This window comes from Salegentibacter salinarum, assembly GCF_900168115.1.
GTDB classification, from domain to species: domain Bacteria; phylum Bacteroidota; class Bacteroidia; order Flavobacteriales; family Flavobacteriaceae; genus Salegentibacter; species Salegentibacter salinarum.
Genome location: NZ_FUZC01000020.1, coordinates 42,099 through 63,918, shown reverse-complemented (window position 1 = coordinate 63,918; position 21,820 = coordinate 42,099). Strand labels below are relative to the sequence as shown.

Here is a 21,820-nt window from a genome sequence, read left to right as displayed (position 1 = left end):
AATAAAATGAAAGTTCAAAACCTAAAAAACCGCGCGAATCATAAGATTTGCGCGGTTTTGATAAGATTTGGTAATCTTAAGAGTGACCTTGCCAGGATTCAAACCTGATTTGCGCATCTTAGTCTTAGATGTAGTTTCGGGGCTTTAAAAAATCAAGGTAACCTTTTAGGTATCTTTAATTTTGAACTATTTTGTGATATTTTGACTTCAATTCTATAAAAATACAAAGATTATTGTATTGGTAATAGGACAAAGCTAATCCCGTATTGTAATACATATTTAATCTGTTTGCCTATGATAAGAGAGATAAAAGAAAACGGAAATTAAATTTCGGCAGATGGAAGGAGCTTTAAAAGAAGCATTGAAATATTTTTACACTCTCACAATTCTCATAAGTGGTTCAAAGGAATATAAAGCCGGCCTTCTGCCTGATGCTTCTTCTTTTTGAAGCAAATAACCATTTTCTAATAATTTTTTGGTAATTCCTGCTGCAGTTGCAGAAGGTATACCTGAAGTGGATATAAATTTATTATTTCTAAAAACCGGAAAAGTAAAAACAAAATCTAAAGTATTCATACTCCATTTGGACGAAAGAATATCTGAAAATTCGATTTTCATTTTCTCATAGAGAGTCCTTATATTTTCCGCAATCTCTAAATTCCAGATGGCTTGTTTTTCCACAGCCGTTAAAAAAAATTTTATCCAGGCTTCCCAATCGTTTTTTTCTGATACTTTTCTCATAGTATCTATATATTGATCTTTGTTTTCTTCCATATAACCACTAATATAAAAATGTGGTTGTGAGAGTATCCCCTCTTTCCATAGAAAGAGAGTTATTAACATTCGTCCAATTCTTCCATTTCCATCCTGAAAAGGGTGAAGTGCTTCAAACTCTAGATGCATTAATGCAGTTTTTATTAATGCGGGATCATCACTATTCTTTAAGTAATTAAAAAGTTCATCAAGACCTTCATCTAATTTTTCCGGACTAATAGGAATAAACTGGATCTTCTTTTTAATCTTATCTGCTAAGTAATTTTGTTCCGTCTTAAATTCTCCTGGCGATTTGGTTGCACCTCTACCAAAATGTAATAATTGTTGGTGCATTTGTTTTATATAACTTGTAGAAAGTTCGTATCCATCCTCCAATGCTTTTTGTGCATTTTTTAGTGCACGTTGGTATAATATCGTTTCAATTACTTCTGATCTGGCATTTAAATTCCCACCGTCGTCATCAGCTTCATATTGCAGAATTTCATCCATTGTACTTATTGTACCTTCTATTCTTGAAGAAATAACAGCCTCTTGATTTCTTAACGGAGCTAACAAAATCTCATTATTATGTAAGTTTTTAAGCATTTGATCAAATCGCGCTAGAGCGGCCGTGGCTTTAATAATTTCGGTAATAAAATTATTATAGCTAATATTCTTAGGTGGAAATTTTCCGTAATGATATCGAACTGCTTCTGTTTCATTAAAATCCATAATTCATGTTTTGATTCTCAAAAATAGCAAAAAATAAGACACAAAGTTATTTGATTTCCATTATAACCCTTAAGTTGTATACAAATAGTGAATTTTAGGTTCACAAAATTTGTAAATCACTTTCTTATAAAACTTGTAGACAAATAACTTTGTGTACAGAAATTGAATTCAAAACAGTTTGTCCATCAAATCGACATAAAAACTGTATACAAATAACTTTGTGTACAGAAATTGAATTCAAAACAGTTTGTCGATGAAATTGACGTTTAAACTAGAAACAAATCTTTTTGTCTACAAAAACTGAATTCAAAAAAGTTTGTCAATTAAATCACCAAATAAACTGTAAATAAATTATTTCACCATTTTAAAGGATATTAAAACAGCGGATAGACAAAGACTCCTAAAAACAAAAAAACCTTGAAAATCAAACGATTAATAAGGATTTAAGTACTTGACTTTGAACTGGCCATTTAAAATCATATCTGTTCATAGGATTTTAAGAGCACCAACACTTTCATTATTTATTCCAATTTTTCGATGGAAGAAAAGTCTTAAGGGCAAATCGGCCAACTGCCTATTATCAGATTTTATCGGAGTTATTTCACGTAATGGTAAGGGCAACAAGAAACTTAAAACAGGGGTCTGGACTTGTTAAAGAATCCCTGGAATCGAACAAAATGAAACTGGTATGGAGCGGTCTGAAAGAAGTATCCAATACACTTCACTTTGCTACTAGAACTGATTTAAAATATAAAAAAGAAATAGAATTAATTAAGCAGATCTTTATAATGAAAATGGGCCCAAAAAACGGAGGGTGTAAAATAAACTCTGTCTGAATTGAATTATTTATTAATTTCATTCATACAGAATTATGACAACAAAAGAACAACAAGAATTCGAGAAGAAGGTACTCGACCAGTTCATGTCTGGCAAGAGCCTTTTTGGTGCAGACGGTGCTTTTGCACCGATGCTAAAGAACGTTATCGAAAAAGCCCTTGAGGCAGAGATGAACTCCCATCTAAATAGCGATGAACGCTCCAAAGGGAATAAGCGTAATGGCAAGGGAAATAAAAAACTCAAAAGTGGCTTTGGCTCTTTTGATATTGAAACCCTGAAGACCGTCAAAGCAGCTTCCAACCGGAACTGGTCAAAAAACGACAGACGATTCTAGCGGATAATCTTTCAGAGAAAATCATCGGTCTTTATGGACTAGGGATGAGCTACCGTGACATCTCCGGGCATATCAAGGAAATGTACGATACCGATATTTCCCATACGGTTTTAAGCCAGATCACCGATCAGATTATTCCTGATATAAAAGCTTGGCAAAGTCGTCCTTTAGAGCCGCTCTACTGCATTGTGTGGCTTGATGCCATGCATTATAAAATTAAAGTGGATGGAAAGATTACCCACAAAGCACTCTATAACATCCTGGGTATTACAAAAGAAGGAAAAAAGGAAATCCTGGGGATGTACATTTCTGAGAGTGAAGATGCTAATTTCTGGCTACAGGTTTTAACCGATCTTCAGAACCGCGGATTACAGGATATCCTGATTGCCTGTACAGATAACCTCAAAGGCTTTACCCAGGTCATCTTAAGCGTTTATCCAAAGGCCCAGGTGCAGCTTTGTATTGTACATCAAATCCGTAATTCACTTAAATACTTGGCTTCAAAGGATCAGAAGGAATTTATGAAAGATCTGAAAAAGGTCTATAGGGCCGTCACTAAAGATGTAGCCGAAGATGAACTAATTAACCTGGAAGAGAAATGGGAAAGTAAATATCCTGTAGTCATTGAAAGCTGGCAACGTAACTGGGAACAGCTATCCCAGTATTTTGAGTATACAGAAGATATTTATACCACCAATGCCGTAGAGGGCTTCTATCGTCAGATCAGGAAAGTTACCAAGACCAAAGGTGCTTTCACTAATGATATGTCATTACTCAAACTGGTCTACCTCGCTACAAGAAACATTGAGAAGAAATGGACCGCTCCTTTGCATAATTGGAGCCTTACGATCCAACAATTTTATATTAAATTTGGAGACCGGATACCACTGGCCATAAACGCCAATTCCTCTGAGGCTAGTCTCAGAGGAATTGAAATATCAGACAGAGTTTAATTTACAGACCCAAAAAACGCAATGCCTTAGGAGAACCCTTCAAACGACCTAAACTGATTAGAACTTTAACGCCCACTTTGGAGAAATTTTTAAAATTTAATTTTATTTCTTGCTCTTTAGTTCTAAATACTAATGAAGATTTCAATTACAGTTGCTCTTTATGGAAATTGGATTCATTACCAAGGAATTTATGTAGGAGGCATTCTGGCAAGCATTATTAAATTTATCGAGGAATAATAGGAAATCTGCTAGTCAAGACCCTGAATCTTTTTAAATATTTCTGGCATCGATTCTTCATCAATAGCATTCATATCTATTAATCTCAGGGATTTTACCATTTTCTGAGTATTGTTTTTATAATATTTAAAATGGGGAGTTTCCAAGTGAGCCTCGTAGGCTTTTTCATCAGCATATATCTCCAATATCCTTATTTGGTTAGGTTCTTCTTTCTGGTACATGGGAAAAATTGAAACCACTCCGGGCTCTACCCTAACTGAAGCCTCAGCTTCTTCTTTTAGAATCACTTTATATTCCTCCAAGTATTCAGGGTAAATTTCTAATTCTGCTATTCTTATTAGCCTTTCTTTAGTGCTGAAGTCATCATTACTTGCATTATTTTCCTTGCAAGCTGAAAAACATAGTATGATTGTTAAAATAGATAGCTGGGTTTTTAAAGATTTCATAACTACGTTTTTTATTTATTCCATCTTGAATCTTATGCTTATACTTATTAAAACAAACCAATTTAGAAAAAAAATTAGGAAAATCTCAAGTGTCTCGGCTTATTATCATCAAGGTAATATGATGATTTATTAAAACTTTTATATTTGAATTTAAGTTGAAAACAGCGATTAAGGAGCGGCCAACACCTGGCAGATTATGCTTTTGGGCGCTTCCATTATTAATCTTGATTGATCGGGAAGAGCCATCGGTTAAATAGACTATATTCATTGGTACTTGAGTTGAAAGACCGAGTTTATTAAGGGCTTGATTTCCTGTAGGAATTATTCGAGCTCTATCTCTTTTTGCAATAGCTAATGCAATCTCTTCTGTAGTAGGTATTAATTCACCTAAAATAGGATGTTCTTTAGGATACAAATAAATTACGTGAGCTAATCTAGTTAAAAACCCATCTTCTTCTAATCTATTTAAGGCTTGTCTTATAGCTGTTGAGGAACCTAAATTAGTAAAATCAGACGGGGAAAAAATTTTTCCTCTCTTATAATTACCAATCTTCTTTTTTACTCTATTTTCAATGGATTCAGACATCTTTTGCGTAAAATTCTGTCACAAATATTTTAAATTTTTGTGACAAAACACTATTACCAGGTGAGTAAATTAAAATTGAAGAAATATTCTCAAATACCAAGCCCAGAAAGTCTAATACCTCTCTTTCCTACCCATTAAAACAAACTCTACGTTGGAAATTGTAATTTGGGTTATTTCTGTCATTGGATGTTCGTCATACTTTTCGAGTATCTCTAGAGCTTTATCTAAAAAAGGGATCTTAACCTTGGCTTTGGTCTTGTTTCTAGAAGTGAAAATCCATTTCTGACCTACAACCTCGTTTTTTAATTTTTCCACATTTAACAATAAAGTATCTTTGACATTCCAGGTCTAATTGCTAATTGGTTTGAGGTGCCGGCAACCATTTTCTCGAAGGTGATCCGCTTTTAATTATAGGCCAGCCGTTCTTATAATTTATGCTATCCATTAAAAAAACTCTGCCTTTTGATCTGTCTTTTGGATCTATCGCATGATACATTATCCAATCAGTCCCCTCTTCATCTGTTATTAAGGAGTTATGACCTGGAGCAATCCAGTCTTTATTTCGACTTAAAATAACAGAATTTCCCTTAGGGTTTTTGAACTTTTTGAATGGACCCTCTGGACTCTTCGAGCGAGCCACCATAACAGCGTAATGTGCCTCATCACCACAACAATTATCACCTGAATAATACAAATAAAAGAAATCCTTATGCTTAGATAACCATACCCCTTCAATTAAATTTTCATAATTCTCAATTTCTGAATTTTCTACTGGGTGAATTATTTCTTTAACTTCTGAACCTTTTTTGAAATTTAAAAGATCCCTGGATAGTTCGCGCATTTTGATACTTTCATGAGCCGAACCCCAATACAGATAATTCTTCCCTGACTTCTCATCCTGATAAACCATTGGATCAATATTCACAAAATTATCTCCACATAATAATGGTTCTCCTTTATCTATATAAGGTCCCTCCGGTGAATTAGAAATTGCAATGCCGAGGCATTTACCTATTGTTTTATCATTTGATTCTCCGGAATAATACAGGTAATATTTTCTATTTTTTTTATTATAAACCACGTGGGGTGCCCAAAAATCAGAAGATGCCCAATTTGGGTTCTCCGGCAACGCATCACCCAGTTCCTCCCATAATACCAAATTGTCAGATTTCAATACCTGGATATTTATTACCTCCCCCTTTCTTTCAGTATTTGTAGCATAGGCATAGTAATTTCCATCTTCTGCTTTGATTACAGTAGGGTCCGGAAAATTAAAATCTACTAAAGGATTTTTATAATTTTTGACCTGGGCATGTACCCCGCCTGCAAATAAAAATATTAATATGTAAAAAACCTGCCTCATTAGTTTTCCTGCTCTATTACCGAAAATTTATATTTTGAAAGAGTCTGATATTTTTCTCCAGGTTCCAGTATAATTGATGGAAAATTATCCTGGTTAGGAGCATCAGGGAAATGCTGAGTTTCCAAGGCAAAAGCTGTCCTGAAGTCATCACTGGCTCCTGATTTGAAATTATTCTTCCCTTCCATAAAATTGCCGCTATAAAATTGAATTCCGGGTTCTTCAGTGAACACATCCATCTTAATACCGGATTGATCACCAATAACACTTGCTGCGTGGGTCAGATCCTGAAATTTCGATTCCCCTTGATAGAGCACAAAATTATGATCATAACCTTTACCATAATTTAATTGCTTATTATTCTCTTCTATACGTTCTCCTATTCTATGAAATTCTCTGAAGTCAAAAGGCGTTCCTTGCACTTCGCGTAATTCCCCTGTAGGGATTAATCCGCTATCCACCGGAGTAAATCTATCAGCATTGAGTTGAAGCTGATGATCCAAAATTTCTCCACTGCCCTCTCCATTCAAATTAAAAAATGCGTGATTGGTTAGGTTTACAGGCGTAGCTTTATCGGTGGTAGCTTCGTATTCCATTACAATTTCCTGGTCATCGGTGAGGGAATAGGTTACTTTAACATCAAGATTACCTGGAAAACCTTCTTCCATATCAGGAGATTGGTATTCCAGTACCAGTTTATTTTTTTCAGGCTGGGTAGCATTCCAAACCACATATTGAAATCCCTTATTCCCACCGTGTAAACTATTCTCACCATTGTTTTTGGGAATGTTATACTCTTTATCTTCTAACTGAAATTTACCATCAGCGATTCTATTGCCTACCCGGCCTATGGTTGCTCCAAAATAGGGTTCCGTTGATTCTACAAACCCCTTTACACTGTTCATTCCTACCACTACATCGGTCATTTCGCCTTTACGATTTGGAACCCATAACCCCACAAGTCTTCCTCCATAATTTGTAAAAGCAGCTTTAATACTATCATTCTCTAACCAGTATAACCTGACCTTTTTGTTATCAATTATAGTATCGAAATTTTCGGCTTTAAGAAGCTCTTCCGGGTTATTTTTCATTGTTTGTGATTCTTTTGAAGTTAATCCTTTTGTTGATTTAGTTTCATCTTTACAGGAATAGAAGACTGTACTCAGACAACTTATTATCATTAAGAAATATACTTGTTTCATAGGTATCTTATTAGGTTATTCAGTTTCGTTAGTTAGAAATGGAAGTGGTTGATCTGTTGTTGTTGGCCCTTCTGCCTGAAGCTTTCCATTTTCAAGAATTCTTAATCTGTCAATAAAAACTACACGCTCATCTCCCGTGGATTTAGTTCTGCCGTGATAAACAGCATAGATTTTAGTGCTATCTTTTGAAAACACCAGGCTATTATGTCCCGTTCCGGTAACATTACCTCCTTTTTCAATATTCTTCGCAAGAATAGGATTATGATCAGCTTTTTGATAAGGGCCTAGAGGTGAAGGTGCCGTGGCATATCCTACGGCATAATTTGGACCCCCATAAAAATTAGCGGAATACATCATATAATATATCCCGTTATGTTTAAAAGTAAAAGATCCTTCGGTCCATCTACGATTGACTTCCCTGGTGGTAACAGAAAGACTTTCCCATTCTGCATTATCTTCATCCATCTTTTTTGGTGGACGAAGCAATAATTGAGGTTCTCCTATTACTCCGCTAAAGTCTGGTTTCAATTCTATACCATACACCCAACTTTCTTCAATCTCATCAAACCAACCTTTCTCCCTGGCCCATTCAGAAATTTCTGTTTCTACCGGGTGCTTATAGGCTACCCTTGAATAATAGAGGTAAAACTTCCCATCGTCATCCTGGAATACATTCGCATCTATCACCGGGTAACCGGGATCAAAAAGCGGCTCATCACTTACTTCCTTAAATGGGCCGGTTGGTTGATCAGCAACCGCCACCCCTATTTTAAAGTTTTCCAGTTCATCACTGGGATTCTTTCTCCATTGAGCACTAAAAAACATATAATATTTATTGTTGAATTTATAAACTTCAGGAGCCCAGAAACTGCCTATTGCCCAGGAATCTTCATCATTCCCCTTGTAAACCTGGCCTTCAAACTCCCAGTTCACCAAATCATTAGAAGAATATGTAGCAAAACCGTTCTTAACCCCGCCGCCAGTGCCATACATAAAAAACTTACCATCACCATCATTTAAGATATAGGGATCTCCGAATTCGACATCCAGGGGATTGGAATATGTTTTGACCTGGGCAAGATCTTTTTTCTTGTTATCACTTTTCTTTTCTTCCTGTTTGCAAGAGAAAGCTAAAAATGCCAGGCTTATAAAAAGAAGATATTGGCATTTAAATTTTTTTTTCATTTGAATTTGGTTTTATTATTATGAAGAAGGTGGTGTTAATTGGTCATTCCTGCCCGCCGGTATTCCGAAATCAGGAAACCCCTGCTCATCCCAATGAACTTGCTGCACGCGTGGTTTTCTTTTATCAGTACATCCATCACTAGAATGATCATTAGCATGGTATAAAATCCAGTCCTCCGATCCGTCCGGAGATTTAAAAAAGCTGTTATGACCTGGACCATACACATTGTTGATCTCACTCTTTTCAAACACAGGTTCTTGATGCTTTTTCCAGGAAGCCGGGTCAAGAGGATCTCCTTCTTCGAAAGAAAGTACCCCTATCTTATAATCATCGGTCCAGCAACCCGAACCTGAATAAAACATAAACAATTCCCCATTTGGATTTTTCCAGGCTACCGGCCCTTCATTTACCAACCCGTTTTTTTCCCACTCATAATCCGGTTCAGAAATCATCACTCTGGAACCCTCGAGACTCCAGGGGTTCTCCATCCTGGCGATATAAAGCTGCTGTCTGCCTGAATTAACTTCCGGGTTTTCTGTTCTCCAACCAGACCATACAAAATATTTTTCGTCTGCAATTTCTACAACTGTACCATCTATAGCCCACTGATCGGTTTCATCGGCTATTTTGCCCTTAAATTCCCATTCTCCTTCCATGGGAGATTCAGCCGTGTTTTCCAGCACAAACATTCTCCTGTCTTTGTCGCTATTATTGGAAGTAGCGGCAAAATACATATACCATGCTTCGTTTATATAATGTAATTCAGGGGCCCAGATCTGAGTAGAATATTCCTCGCCCGAAGGTGGAGTCCAAATAGTTTTAGGGCTTGCACTGCTAAGGTCTTCCATGTTCTTGGTCTCCCATATTTGCAGTTTATTTCCTGTGGTATGGGTATAATAATAAGTACCATTTCTTTTTATCACCCAGGGATCGGCCCCAGACGATAATAATGGATTTTTAAACGTGTTTTCCTCCGCTACTACGGAACTATCATTATCATCATTCGAAGATGGTTCATTATCTGATTGATTACACCCGAAGGTCACGTATAAAACAAAAAGAAGTAATAATGGTTTATAATTCATAAATTCTAATTTGATTTTAAAAATTTGAAGCTCTCTTCCTCTGCAGTTAAGGACACATTCCCCTCCGCATCTTCATTGAAATTAAGTTTAATTATGGCTGTTTTTCTTGGATGGACCGACGCATTGGAAAAATGGGTGTGTAGCACATAGTGCATCTCCTCATTTTCCCCTATTACAATATCACCGTGCCCCGAGCCATTCTCCCCTACCATTTCCCTGTTAATAATCGGATTATCACCAGACTTTTCCCAGGGTCCCACAGGACTATCCGCCGTTGCATATCCCACAGCATAGTCAGGGTTTCTAAAATCATTGGCAGAGTAAATCAAGTAGTAAAGTTCATTATGTTTTAAAACAGTGGGGCCCTCGGCCACGGGCCATGCGGCAGACGCTGTATTTTCCCATGGTTGTGTTGCCGATAGGCACTCTTTAAGAGTTTCAGGTTTAATACTTTCAAGGTCTTCTTCCATTTCGGCTACAAATATCCTGTTTCCATCTTCAAGCCTCACATGATATAAATAAGCTTTTCCGTTGTCAAAAAAAACGAATGGATCAATTTGTTTAGTTTCAGCATATAAGGCTTCCCCCGCATTGACAAATGGCCCCAAAGGGCTATCGCTTGTTGCAATAGCTATATTCTCATTGGCAGTGTATGCCATATAAAAGGTATCCTTATATTCAAAAACCTGGGGTGCCCAAAAACCTTGATTTCCGTAAGCCTCGGTTTCGGCTAACGCAAAGCCATTTGACTTACCTACCGGACCTTCCCAATTCTCCATATCATCCGAAGTAAACACTAAAAAACCTAAACCTTTCTCAGCAAGGCTTCCCTGTGAGGTTCCGTATAAATAATAGGTATCATTATGGTAGAAAATTGTCGGATCAGCAAGTTCAATTTGTTCAGATTTAGTTTCATTTTCAGTATCCGGGGAAATATCGTTCTCCGACCTGGAATTACCTTTTCCATCGGTACATGAAATGTTTAGTATAACAACGATAAACATTAGCACTTTTAAAATGTATTTTTTCATTTTTTCTTTATGTGAAATTTTTGCTATTTAAACTCTCTGCTACAATTATCCATGTGTTTTTACAAGGTTGACATCTTCCTAAGGAGTCTCTGCATTTAATTTTTTAATCAGGTCTACTTCATCCTGGCGGTAAGGTGTCCCATCTTTTCTAAATATATCATGGAACCATTCCACAGGTTCCTCCCCACTTTCTATGGGGGTATTCCAGGCATAAATCGTATTGGATTTCCCGCTAACCAAGCCCCAATTAATGGCACCGATATTTTCTTCGTTGAGCATCGGTAGGGTATTATTAAAAGTATTGTTTCTGGTTCGTGCCATATACTCCGTACATATCATAGGACGTCCATGGGTTTTTAGTAATTCAATAATACGTCTATGTTTTTCGGGTTCATCGTAGCTGTGATAAGTTATGATATCTGAATTTAGAGCCTGGAAAGTGTTCAGATCCTTTAAATTCCATTTCCAAAGTCCTACTGATAAAGGTTGTGAGGGATTGGCCTCTCGAGCCCATTTGAAAACATTTTTCAACAAAGGCATAGATTCATTGCCCTTATCATTGTTTCCGGGTTCATTATAAAGATCCCAAAGCAACACCCGCTTATCCTCTCCAAACGTATTAAGTATGTCCTTCACATATGCTTCTAATTCTTTTGAATCTGCCATCTCAACCGATTCAGGATAGCCGGGATCCTGCACCCATCCGGAATTATGTGTTCCGGGTTTAGGCTCTGGCTGCTTTCCGGTTTTAGGATTAGCGTCCCAAACATCATCGAATATCACAAACATGGTTTTGATATCATGGGAGTCTGCAATTTTCAGATACTCTTCCATTCTGGATTTAAAACCTTCTTGATCGGCTTTATAGGCAAGGCTGTGCAAATAAACCCTCATCGTATTAAATCCTATTTGAGCAGCATAACCCAACTCCCTGTCGATGGTTTCGGGATCAAAGGTTTCTTCCTGCCACATTTCCAACTGATTAATGGCTGTACTGGGGTTGAAATTTGCGCCCGTTATCCAGTCATGTTGATTATACCAGTCCTGAGCCTTTTCTCGGCTCCATCTCTCCTGTGCATTTAAACTACCTAAGGAGATGATTACTAAGAGTGTTGTAAGAATATTTTTTTTCATAATTAAATTATTTTAGTGTTGGTATTTCTAATATAGTTTTTGCTGAAACTGGAGTTCCTAGATTTGGTGTACCGTCTTCATTCCATTTTATTTTTTGCATCCTGGGAGACCTTCTTGTACCACAACCTTCTCCTGGGCGGGAATTAGCGTGATAAAGAATCCAATCTTCAGAGTCGTCGGGAGATTTGAAAAAGGAATTATGGCCGGGCGCATAGACAGAATTTTCTTCCGACTTTTTAAAAATCGGTTTATTATGTTTTATCCAGGAACCCGGATCGAGAATATCCTCACCCTTAAAACTAAGTAATCCAAGGGAATAGTAATCCGTCCAGCACCCGTTTGCTGAATACACAATGAAAATTTCTCCGTTATGTTCTAAGTATTGAGGACCTTCATTGACATTAACGTGTGGTGGGTTCTCCTCGTCATCCAAATCACCCTGTTTTTCCCAAACATAGGTAGGTTCAGAAATCAGCACGCGTTTGCCCTCAATTGTCCAGGGATTTTTCATTTTTGCGATATAAATGTTCTGCTGGCCATTGGTATGTCCTTCCCAGCCTGACCAAATCATGTAGCGTTCATCTTCATAAGTAAACACATTCCCATCAATAGCCCAGCGATCCGGCCAGGCCGCCACTTTACCTTTAAAGTCCCACTCTCCTTGAAAAGGATCTTCATTATCATTTTCAAGTACATACATTCGATGGTTTTCATTGTTCCCATCATCCGCAGCAAAATATACATACCATTTGTTATCAATTATATGAAATTCCGGAGCCCAGATATCTTTGGAATACATAGTTCCTTCGGGAGGCGTCCAAATGATTTTACTTTCGGCCGCTGCAATATTGGCAAGGTTTTTAGTCTTCCACAAGACAAGCTTGTCCTGAAGGGTATGGGTATAATAGTAATATCCATTATAGTAGGTACTATAAGGATCTGCGCCTGATGGTAATAAGGGGTTTGTAAAAGTTTTGGATTGTGAAAAACAATTTGCAAACATCAGGATAAAAAGTAAGCCGATTATGTATTGGTGTTCTGTGTTCATCTTTTATAACTTTAAGCTTAACCAGGTATAAGGTGCATCTGTCTGAGTGGCTGAAATTGTCTCGATATAGTTGGAGTCACCTCTTTCTATGAGTTCCACATTCAAACCAATCGTATTAGAGGTTGGTTTACCTCCTATAGCGTTCCAAGCCAGGGCGATTTCCTGGGCATATCCCTCTTCATTATTTATGACTTCGGTGTCCATTTCCGTCAATTCGATCTCCCGCCATTGGGAATCATTTCCTTCATAAGCCAAGACCTGGTTAGATGCTGAAATAATTATTTTATAGGTACCCGGACCAGGGGTTTCAAAGCTTTTATTGGAGGGATCTAAATAAATTACCATGCCGTCATTATTGGCTATATTTTGATTATCGGTTGATACTGTTACATCCGATACCTTGGATATTATATAAAGATTCTGGTTATCGAAAGAGACATTAGCCTGAAGTCGCGTGGAACTTGTATGCCCAATAAAAATCGGAAAATGATCTTTCCATATACCTTCTGTAGTTTCTCCATCAATTTCTAGGGAAGTATGCTCTGCCTTTAATTCAGGAATTACCTGACCTTTAATCATCCAGACTTCTGAAGCATTAGCTGAGGAAAATGCATTTGTGGTGGTAAGAGCTATTACTGTATTATCATTCAATACGGCGATACTATTCCATAGTGCTGATTTTCCTTCAGGTATTAGGAAGGGTGTGGAAATCCTATTGAAATCTTCTCCATTCTCATTGCCTAAAGCTACTTTCATATCGGCATTATTCAAATCGTTCCCATTGCGCGCATCAGTTCCCTGGTAAGAAAGTAATGTCTCTCCTGTTTGCAATTGAGCTAAATAAGGAGCTCCTGCATATTCCGAATTTTCCAATTCCTCTAACAAAGCATAATTTCTTTGCTCACTGCTACCCCCAATGGTATGTGACCAGTTTTCAGAAACAGAATTTCTAATTATATAAGGCTTGAATTGATTATGCTCTCCATTATCTTCAATGGAGAGCATAATTTCATTCTGATTGTCTAAATATAAGGGAGCAGGCATTCCATCCCTACTACCTGCTCTAAAACTCACAATTTCCGGTTCACTCCAGGTCAATCCATGGTCTTTTGAGCGCAGTAACGAGATATTTTGTTCATTTGAATTCGGGTATATACTTTCATTGGAAAAAAATAATTGAATTTCCCCCTCTGGAAGTTGTAATGCCGTTGGTTCCCAAACACCATTTTCAAATTCCGTGTCGCCTTCATATACGACCTGATCGTTTTGCCAACTCATTCCGTTATCATTACTCAAAATCGTCTTGATTAAAAATTTTTTAGTCGGGTCAGCGGTTTCTCCAGGACGTGGATTATACATCACTAAAATAGCTCCGTTTTGCAATTGCAAGACATCAGGTGTCGCCATATTAACCCCCTGGTCACCTTTGACAACCGTTATTGGTTCAGACCAATTCTCACCCGAATCATTACTCTTCTTTACTAAAACATTTCCCTTGGACTCATAAACAACCAAAAGGGATTCATCCTCGAGTTGAATTAAGCGGGGATAACCACTATAGCCTGTGTCGTTTTCTTGGGAGACCAAAGTTTTCGTATTAAAATCCCAGGCAATTCTAACTCCTGCAACCGGCGTCCTGGATTCAATTCCAGAAACGGGATCATCATCAATCTCATCGTTTTTAGGCTGAGCTTCATCTGTGGAACAACTTATCATTACTATCACCAAAGCTGCAAGGAATAATTTTATTAAAAATTTCATAACCCTATTTTTCACCTTTTGTCTCTAATGAGATTCCGAATTCATTAACCAATGTATCATATTCTTTTCCTGAAATAGTAATCATAGAGCCATGTCTTACCTTCTCAGGTAAGCTGTATTTATCCCAATCGCTAAAAAAGGTATATCCTGAAGCCTGGTACCAGGGCCCATTGAGATTATCCGCTATGGAGAGGCCATAGGAAACCCCAGGATATTGTTCATAATAGAGATACCAGACTTCTCCAGTTGGTGAAGGAATCAAACTCGGCGCTTCCCTAAAATTCGGACTTACGGGTTCCTGCGGGAGAGAATATGGTCCTAACAACGAGTTTGCTCTCGCTATGCGAATGGTTTTTCCAGTTGGCCAATAAAGCGTAGGATAAGTCTCATCCTTTATAATTGCATAATAACTGCTATCCACTTTTCTGATAATCACATCTATAGTACCGATATTCCAGTCAAATAGCATTTTAGGTGGACCCTTAAATTCTTTGAGATCATCCGAAAGTACAAACAAAGTACGCTGGCTTGCCCAATATCTTTCGGGGTCCTCTTTAGTTCCTTCCTTATGGGGAGTATGCCAGGTCATAATAAATTGTGATGAAGCCTTATCATAAAAGAGTTTTGGAGCACCAATTCTCTGCAAGGCATTTTCATAACCGGGAGTAGCAGTTAAATCAGGAGTATATATGGCATGTTTTTCCCAGGTTATCAAATCATCAGAACTCCAGATATTAATATCAGGAGATGAATCGCTTGTATTCCCCGCGATATAATAATTCCCTTTTGGTCCCTTTACAATATCCGGATGTCCCTGATAGTTATCAAAAACCCGCTCACCTTCATTCAAATTTTGCCAGTGCAAACCATCTTTACTCACAGAATAGTACAACCTTCCGTAATCCTTATGAGTCATATGGGCAAATAGATAAGCTTCATTTACCGCTTTTTCCCCTGAATTTACTTGGCCGGGCGGATCCGGTTGCTGAGCCAGTACATTGGAAAGTCCCAGTAAGATGAAAATAAATTTAAAATGTTTCATAAGTTGAGGGTTGAGTGTTAACTTTAAGCTCAGTATTCTAAGGAGTATTCACCTCTGCGGAAAGTTCTTTAATCAATTCCGTTTCTTCTTCATCATAAGGTTCTCCATTATTCCTGAAAACTTCATGAAACCACACCTCCGGTTCTGAAGTATACGTTTTGGTCCAGCTATCCCAGGGATACTTAGTTTGGGTTTTACCATCTACAAAGCCCCAGTTATACATTCCTACGTTATATTCTTTGGCTATGGGAAGAAATCCCTGGAAGGTACTTCCATTAGGTCGTGCCATATATTCCGTACAAAGAATTGGTTTTCCGTATCTCTGTAAATCTTTGATTTTCTTTTCGAAGTCTTCTGGTGAATCATAATTATGAAAAGTGATTATATCAGATTGTTCCAATTGCATTTTATGCATTGGTTCCATTTTCTCCGGATCACTCCAATCGCCGATCCAGACACCGGAAGTTAAGGGTTGGGTAGGATTGGCTGCTCGCGCCCATCCAAAAGCATCCTTTAGAAGCGGTAGGACCAATTCTACTTTATTGGGTATTTCTACATCCTCATAGGAAGGTCCCGTCATATTATCAGGTTCATTCCATACATCCCATCCTAGAATTCGGTCATCATTCCTGAACTCGCCAATTGTTTCCTTTACATACTTTTCAAGCCTATCATACTGTGAACTATCCTGCAATACTTGCTGCCCAGGGCTCTGTACCCATCCGGAGTTGTGTACATGTGGTTTTGGAGCCCTCTGTTCTCCTGCCTCAGGAAATGGATCCCAGCAGGAATCGAATAGCACAAATAATGTTTTCATTCTATGCTTATCCGCTATTTTTAGGAATTCATCCATTCTTTTATACAAACCTTCCGGATCGTTTTTATGCAATAAGTCATGAAGATAGACCCGCATAGTATTCATACCTATGTCTTCTGCCCAACCCAGTTCCTTATCTATGGTTTCTGAGTCAAAGGTTTCTTCCTGCCACATTTCCAGCTGATTGATCGCAGTACTGGGATTAAAATTTGCTCCTACCAACCAGGGTTGCTTACTATACCATTCTTCAGCTTTTTCCTTACTCCAAATGGTTCGGGTTTCTAAAGCCCTTTCTTCTGAATTGTTGGCCGCTATATTTTCTTCCTTATTCTGGGTTTCTTTACAGGAAAAAAGAACACTGGACATTAACAATAACAATAGGAAATATGTCTTTTTCATACATTTATTTAAATAAAAATCCCTGCAGTGGCTAATTCAAAGCTCCAGGGATTCTTTAATAATTAATATTGAGGATTTTGCTCTAAATTGGGATTGTTTTCAACCTCGCTCTGAGGTATGGGCATTCTAATATTCTTACCTATCTCGAAATTGTTAAAATCAGGATCTCTTTCCGCTATTTCATCTACAGAAGCCTGATCTTCCAGGTCACCCCAGCGTTTTAAGTCTTCCCAACGTACGCTTTCTCCCGATAGTTCCAGGACTCTCTCAATTTTTAGCCGATCAAGGAATCTATCCTGATCATTTCCAATTTCAGGGTAAGTATCTGCTAAAGGTGCCATGTTTGCTCTTTCCCTTACCATATCCACATATTGATAAGCTTCAGAGGTCATTTCCAGTTCATTTAAAACTTCAGCATAGCGTAGTAAAATATCGGCATATCGGATAAGTCTCCAGTTTACACCAGAAAAATAATCTTCATTATCTCGTTTATAATCTCTTGCACCTTTTCTGAACCAAGCTTCGTCTTCGCCCCATTCCCATTCTCTTCCGTAAGTTCTATCTCCGAAATCTTCAAATAAACTTGGATAAAATAACGAATGTTGTAATCTGGGATCTATTTCTCCAGCTACGGTTTGTTCTTCTTTAAAAGTATCAACTAGCCAGAATCTGGCTTGTCCATCAGACCATCCAATACCTCTTGGAGCAAAAAATTGTGCTCTTGTACTGGATACTGATGCATCCTGGCCTTCTCCTGTACCGCCTCGGCGTTGATCGCCAAATTGTATTTCGAATACAGACTCGGAATTATTCTCATTGATATCGGTAAAATTGTCCTTGTAATTATCCACAAGTGAATAATTCGCACCCTCACCAATGACTAGAAAATCCAATGCTGTTTTTGCTTCTGGCCACCTATGCTGCTGCATATAAACTTTGGCGAGCATAGCCTTTACAGCTCCTTTTGTAGGTCTTCCCACATTTTCAGCATCCCATTGCATAGGCAGATCTGTAAATGCATCGTTTAAATCCTGTTCCACCTGGGCAAAAACTTCTTCTTGTGAAACTTGTTGCGGAAGTGCATCAGGAGTAGAAGGTTCCAGTACCATAGGAATGTTTTCCCAAAGTAGGCCGGCATAATAATAATGTAATGCTCTTAAAAATTTAGCCTCCGCAATGATTGATTGTTTTCGGGCTTCATCCTCAAATTCAATTTCCGGTACATTTGCCAGAACCTGGTTAGCCCTGAAAATTGCTTTATAGGAATCCCTCCATGTAACCGCGTTACCTTCCCAAAAATTATAATTTATATAATTGAAGCGGGTCCAATCCGCAAGTTCTATCCAGGGACTGGTACTAAAACCTTCATCTGAAGTTAAATCTAACCTGAAGTACATCCAGCGTGCCCACAGTCCATCTTTATAAAACATGGCATAAATTGAATTAACCCCTAACTCGGCATCATTTGGTGTTACCCAAAATTGATCGGTTGTTAAAGCATTGGGGTTCTTAAGATCAAGTTCCTCCTCCTGGCAGGACACTAGCGCTAAGAGGGAACAGAAAACTGTAAATATTAATAGTAATTTCTTCATCGTTGATATATTTTTTTTAGAAACCAAATTCTACGCCTAATGAATACGTTTGAACATTTGGGAATGAGCCCAAATCAACTCCTCTTTGGAAAATATTGTTATTACTAAACTCCGGATCCAGACCTTGATAATCGGTTATAGTAAGTATATTTTGTGCGGAGAGACTAATACGCGCTCTTGAAAACCCTATTTTTTCCAAGGTATTGGCTGGAATGTTATAGCCTAAACCAATGTATTTCAATCGTGCAAAACTGCCATCTTCCAACCACCTGTCACTATCCCCTCTTGAATTCAGCGTAGTTCCTTTTACCACTCTGGGGAAATCTGTATTAGGATTTTCCGGGGTCCAGGGTTGAATTCCTGATCTATAATTAGTATCATCATCAAATCGATCCACGGTACTTCTATAGCCGTTGTATACTGTAGCTCCAAAAGAACCTATCCAGTTCATTGAGAAATCAAAATTCCGATAGTTAAGGCCTGCATTGAGACCCATTTCAAAATCTGGCCAGGGACTTCCTACTACTTCCTTATCTTCATTGGTAATCTCGCCATCATCATTAATATCCAAAAATCGTATATCTCCTGGCAGAGCATCCGGTTGGATTATTTCTCCTTCCGAATTTGTATAATTGTTAATTTCTTCCTGGCTTTGGAACAGTCCATCCGTTTGAAGTACATACCACATTCCAACCGGTCCTCCGGCACGGGTTATTGTATTACCTTGAATACTCTCATTTAAACCGTTTCCTAATCTTACAAGTTTATTATTAAGTTTTGTGAAATTAACAGAAGCATTAAAGCTTAGGTCATTATTAACCACTTTATTGTAAGACACATTAAACTCAAAACCTTTATTCTCTACAGTTGCAGCATTTGAAATAGGGTTTCCTCCATCATTCCCTGTAGAAAGAAGGATTGGGAAACCGAATAACACATCTTCGGTTCTTGCCACGAAATAGTCAGCGGTAAACTGCAGTTTATTTTTAAACATACTAAGATCAACACCTAGATTAGTTTGTTTTAGAGTTTCCCATCTTAATCGCGAATTTGCAAGTCTAACCTGGGTTGCTGATGGATATAAATTTTGTCCATTTCCCAATACAATTGCTCCGAATGTATTTATGAACCCCTGGTATTCGTAATTCCCGATGTTCCCACTACCTAGCTCTCCATAACTAGCTCTAAGTTTAAGGTCACTTATATTATTAATATCGAAGAAGGATTCATTGCTCAGCCTCCAGGCCGCTGAGAGGGAAGGAAAATTAGACCATTTGTTTTCATCACTAAATCTTGAAGATCCATCCCTTCTAAATACGGCATTTACGATATAACGATCATCAAAATTATATTCAAGCCTACCAAGGTAAGAAAGAAGCGTAGATTCATTTCTAAATCCTCCAACCTGTGCCTGGTCTCCTAAATCAAGGACATCGAAATATTCACCGGTGTTGGGATTTACAAGAAGATTTCGCTTTAAACCATTAATCTGTTCATAAGAATCCTTTTGGTAGGTTGTTCCAACAACCAAGGAAATGTCGTGTTTACCAAATTCCTTATCAAAAGTTAATGTATTTTCCAGGAGGTGCGTCTGTGATTGAGCCCTATTTTGATCTGTAAATGAGGGATCCTGAGGTTGGTTTAAGGTCCAACTTCCTTCTCTTCGTAAATATTTAAAATCGTCAAAGCTGGTTTCATAACCATAACTCACCCGGTATTTTAGCCATGAAAATGGGTCTAATTCGGCCCAAACATTTCCTCTAATTCTTAAGTTTTCTATAGTTTGATCTATAAGATTAGAAATGGCAATCGGGTTTGCTCCAAAGGTATTTGCTACCCCGGATTTACCGTAACCATACCCGCCTGGATTACTTTCATCACGAACTGGTATCGTAGGAAACATTCTGACTACATCAATAAAAGGATTGCCTCGTAAAGCTTCCGGACCACCAATTTCATTATTCTTGGAATTTGAGATGGCCAGGTTTTCACCCACGCTAAAAATTCCTTTGCTTCCACTACTATTAACTCTAAAAGATACACGATCAAACTTAGTATCGATTACGGTGCCTTTATTACCAAAATAGTTACCGGACATAAAATAAGAACTGTTCTCTCCACCACCGGAAAAACTAACATTTTGATCTTGAATCATTCCAGTTCGGAATACTTCTTCCTGCCAGTCGGTATTTACATCCAGGTTAAGATCCTGCCTGGGAATTCCGGCATTATCATAGGCCATGTTATTTAATCTCACAAACTCCTCCTGTCCCGCGAGATCATACCGTGGTACTTCGGTAATGCTTAATTTGGAACTTACATTAACCTGTAAGGGGCCTTTTTTTCCTTTTTTAGTAGTAATAATAACGACACCATTTGCTGCCCTGGACCCATAAATAGCAGCAGCTGCCGCATCTTTAAGAATCTGAATGGATTCAATATCATTCGGGTTAAAATCCCTATTGGCAGTAGTAACCATACCATCAATTACATATAGAGGGTTTGCGCTCTGAAGATTTTTAAGCCCGCGAATTTCAATTCTGGCTTCCTGACCAGGTTGACCTCCCCCTCTAACATTTACCCCAGCAGCAAGACCTTGCAAACTCTCCGCTACAGTAGTGGTCTGTCTTTTTTGAATCTGATCGGAGCTGACTACCGAAATAGCACTGGTCAGGTCCTTTCTTTCCTGGGTACCATATCCGACGACAACGATTTCGTCCAGTGCCGCAATATCCTCTTGTAACTGGATATTAATCACAGATTGATCGCCCACAGCTACCTCTCTGGAATCAAACCCAATATAACTGAATACTAGGGTTTGATCCGGGCTAGCTTCAATAGTGTAATTTCCATCAATGTCTGCTGAAGTACCTACTGATGTACCTTTGATCACCACATTAACAAATGGAATAGCCTCGCCATTCTGGTTTGTTACTTTTCCTGTTACCTGTGAAGCATTCTGGGCTTCTGAACAGAGGAAGGGAAAAAGCAAGAAACCTACAATGAACATTAATTTAAAAGGTAAAATAGTTCTCATAGAATTTCATTTAGTTAGTTTTTATTCATTTGAAACAAATTGAAGAGCATAACAAGATTCATTAACAAAAATTTTAGTAAAAATCATGGATTGTATTAAACCACCGTTTATGAATTATGTATTTTTATTCATTAAATATTAGTAAAATACGAATAACCAATACATTTATTACGAAAAACTCTTTTTCAAAGTAGGTTAATTTAATTTTAAGATATGCAAGATTTATGTATCAATATTTCAACATTTTT

16 protein-coding genes and 1 pseudogene are annotated in these 21,820 nt (G+C 37.8%); 1 reads left to right on the top strand and 16 read right to left on the bottom strand.

Going from position 1 to position 21,820, the window contains the following annotated elements; all coding sequences use genetic code 11:
* Positions 1-372: 372 nt before the first annotated feature.
* Complete coding sequence (locus tag B5X53_RS17240; RefSeq protein WP_079714468.1) at positions 373-1,485, bottom strand: Fic family protein; 1,113 nt, start codon at positions 1,483-1,485, stop codon at positions 373-375.
* An 871-nt stretch (positions 1,486-2,356) separates the two neighbouring features.
* On the opposite strand from B5X53_RS17240, the pseudogene B5X53_RS17230 reads away from it, so the two are divergent.
* A pseudogene (locus tag B5X53_RS17230) lies at positions 2,357-3,609 on the top strand (IS256 family transposase).
* A 248-nt stretch (positions 3,610-3,857) separates the two neighbouring features.
* Here the strand turns inward: B5X53_RS17230 and B5X53_RS17225 are convergent.
* The 15 genes from B5X53_RS17225 to B5X53_RS17155 form a co-directional block, all read right to left on the bottom strand.
* Positions 3,858-4,292, bottom strand: a complete 435-nt coding sequence (locus B5X53_RS17225; RefSeq protein WP_079714466.1) for a putative quinol monooxygenase — start codon at positions 4,290-4,292, stop codon at positions 3,858-3,860.
* 85 nt (positions 4,293-4,377) lie between these two features.
* Entirely contained in the window at positions 4,378-4,878 is a 501-nt protein-coding gene (locus tag B5X53_RS17220; protein ID WP_198550743.1) for a DUF6088 family protein, read from the bottom strand.
* A gap of 111 nt (positions 4,879-4,989) precedes the next feature.
* Entirely contained in the window at positions 4,990-5,193 is a 204-nt protein-coding gene (locus tag B5X53_RS17215) for a site-specific integrase (protein ID WP_143533278.1), read from the bottom strand.
* 40 nt (positions 5,194-5,233) lie between these two features.
* Positions 5,234-6,241, bottom strand: a complete 1,008-nt coding sequence (locus B5X53_RS17210) for a glycoside hydrolase family 43 protein (protein ID WP_079714464.1) — start codon at positions 6,239-6,241, stop codon at positions 5,234-5,236.
* Positions 6,241-7,440, bottom strand: coding sequence for an aldose epimerase family protein (locus B5X53_RS17205; RefSeq protein ID WP_079714463.1), 1,200 nt, complete (start codon positions 7,438-7,440; stop codon positions 6,241-6,243). The genes B5X53_RS17210 and B5X53_RS17205 overlap by 1 nt, the downstream gene beginning before the upstream one ends.
* Before the next feature lie 15 nt (positions 7,441-7,455).
* Positions 7,456-8,625, bottom strand: a complete 1,170-nt coding sequence (locus tag B5X53_RS17200) for a glycoside hydrolase family 43 protein (RefSeq protein WP_079714462.1) — start codon at positions 8,623-8,625, stop codon at positions 7,456-7,458.
* A gap of 18 nt (positions 8,626-8,643) precedes the next feature.
* Entirely contained in the window at positions 8,644-9,711 is a 1,068-nt protein-coding gene (locus B5X53_RS17195; RefSeq protein ID WP_079714461.1) for a glycoside hydrolase family 43 protein, read from the bottom strand.
* Between the two features lie 5 nt (positions 9,712-9,716).
* Positions 9,717-10,742 (bottom strand): glycoside hydrolase family 43 protein, encoded by a 1,026-nt coding sequence (locus tag B5X53_RS17190; RefSeq protein WP_079714460.1) that lies wholly within the window; start codon positions 10,740-10,742, stop codon positions 9,717-9,719.
* A 78-nt stretch (positions 10,743-10,820) separates the two neighbouring features.
* Positions 10,821-11,876 carry a cellulase family glycosylhydrolase gene (locus B5X53_RS17185; protein ID WP_079714459.1) on the bottom strand — a complete coding sequence of 352 codons (1,056 nt, stop codon included), beginning with the start codon at positions 11,874-11,876 and terminating at the stop codon, positions 10,821-10,823.
* A gap of 7 nt (positions 11,877-11,883) precedes the next feature.
* A complete protein-coding gene (locus tag B5X53_RS17180) occupies positions 11,884-12,924 on the bottom strand; it encodes a glycoside hydrolase family 43 protein (protein ID WP_079714458.1) in 1,041 nt (346 codons plus the stop codon).
* 3 nt (positions 12,925-12,927) lie between these two features.
* On the bottom strand, positions 12,928-14,685 hold the full coding sequence (locus tag B5X53_RS17175; protein WP_101023058.1) for a sugar-binding protein: 1,758 nt from the start codon (positions 14,683-14,685) through the stop codon (positions 12,928-12,930).
* Between the two features lie 4 nt (positions 14,686-14,689).
* A complete protein-coding gene (locus B5X53_RS17170; RefSeq protein WP_079714456.1) occupies positions 14,690-15,727 on the bottom strand; it encodes a glycoside hydrolase family protein in 1,038 nt (345 codons plus the stop codon).
* A 37-nt stretch (positions 15,728-15,764) separates the two neighbouring features.
* Complete coding sequence (locus B5X53_RS17165; protein WP_079714455.1) at positions 15,765-16,943, bottom strand: glycoside hydrolase 5 family protein; 1,179 nt, start codon at positions 16,941-16,943, stop codon at positions 15,765-15,767.
* 62 nt (positions 16,944-17,005) lie between these two features.
* Positions 17,006-18,535 (bottom strand): RagB/SusD family nutrient uptake outer membrane protein, encoded by a 1,530-nt coding sequence (locus B5X53_RS17160; RefSeq protein ID WP_079714454.1) that lies wholly within the window; start codon positions 18,533-18,535, stop codon positions 17,006-17,008.
* A 16-nt stretch (positions 18,536-18,551) separates the two neighbouring features.
* Positions 18,552-21,572: a SusC/RagA family TonB-linked outer membrane protein gene (locus B5X53_RS17155; RefSeq protein ID WP_079714453.1), complete on the bottom strand. Its 3,021-nt coding sequence runs from the start codon at positions 21,570-21,572 to the stop codon at positions 18,552-18,554.
* Positions 21,573-21,820: the final 248 nt, after the last annotated feature.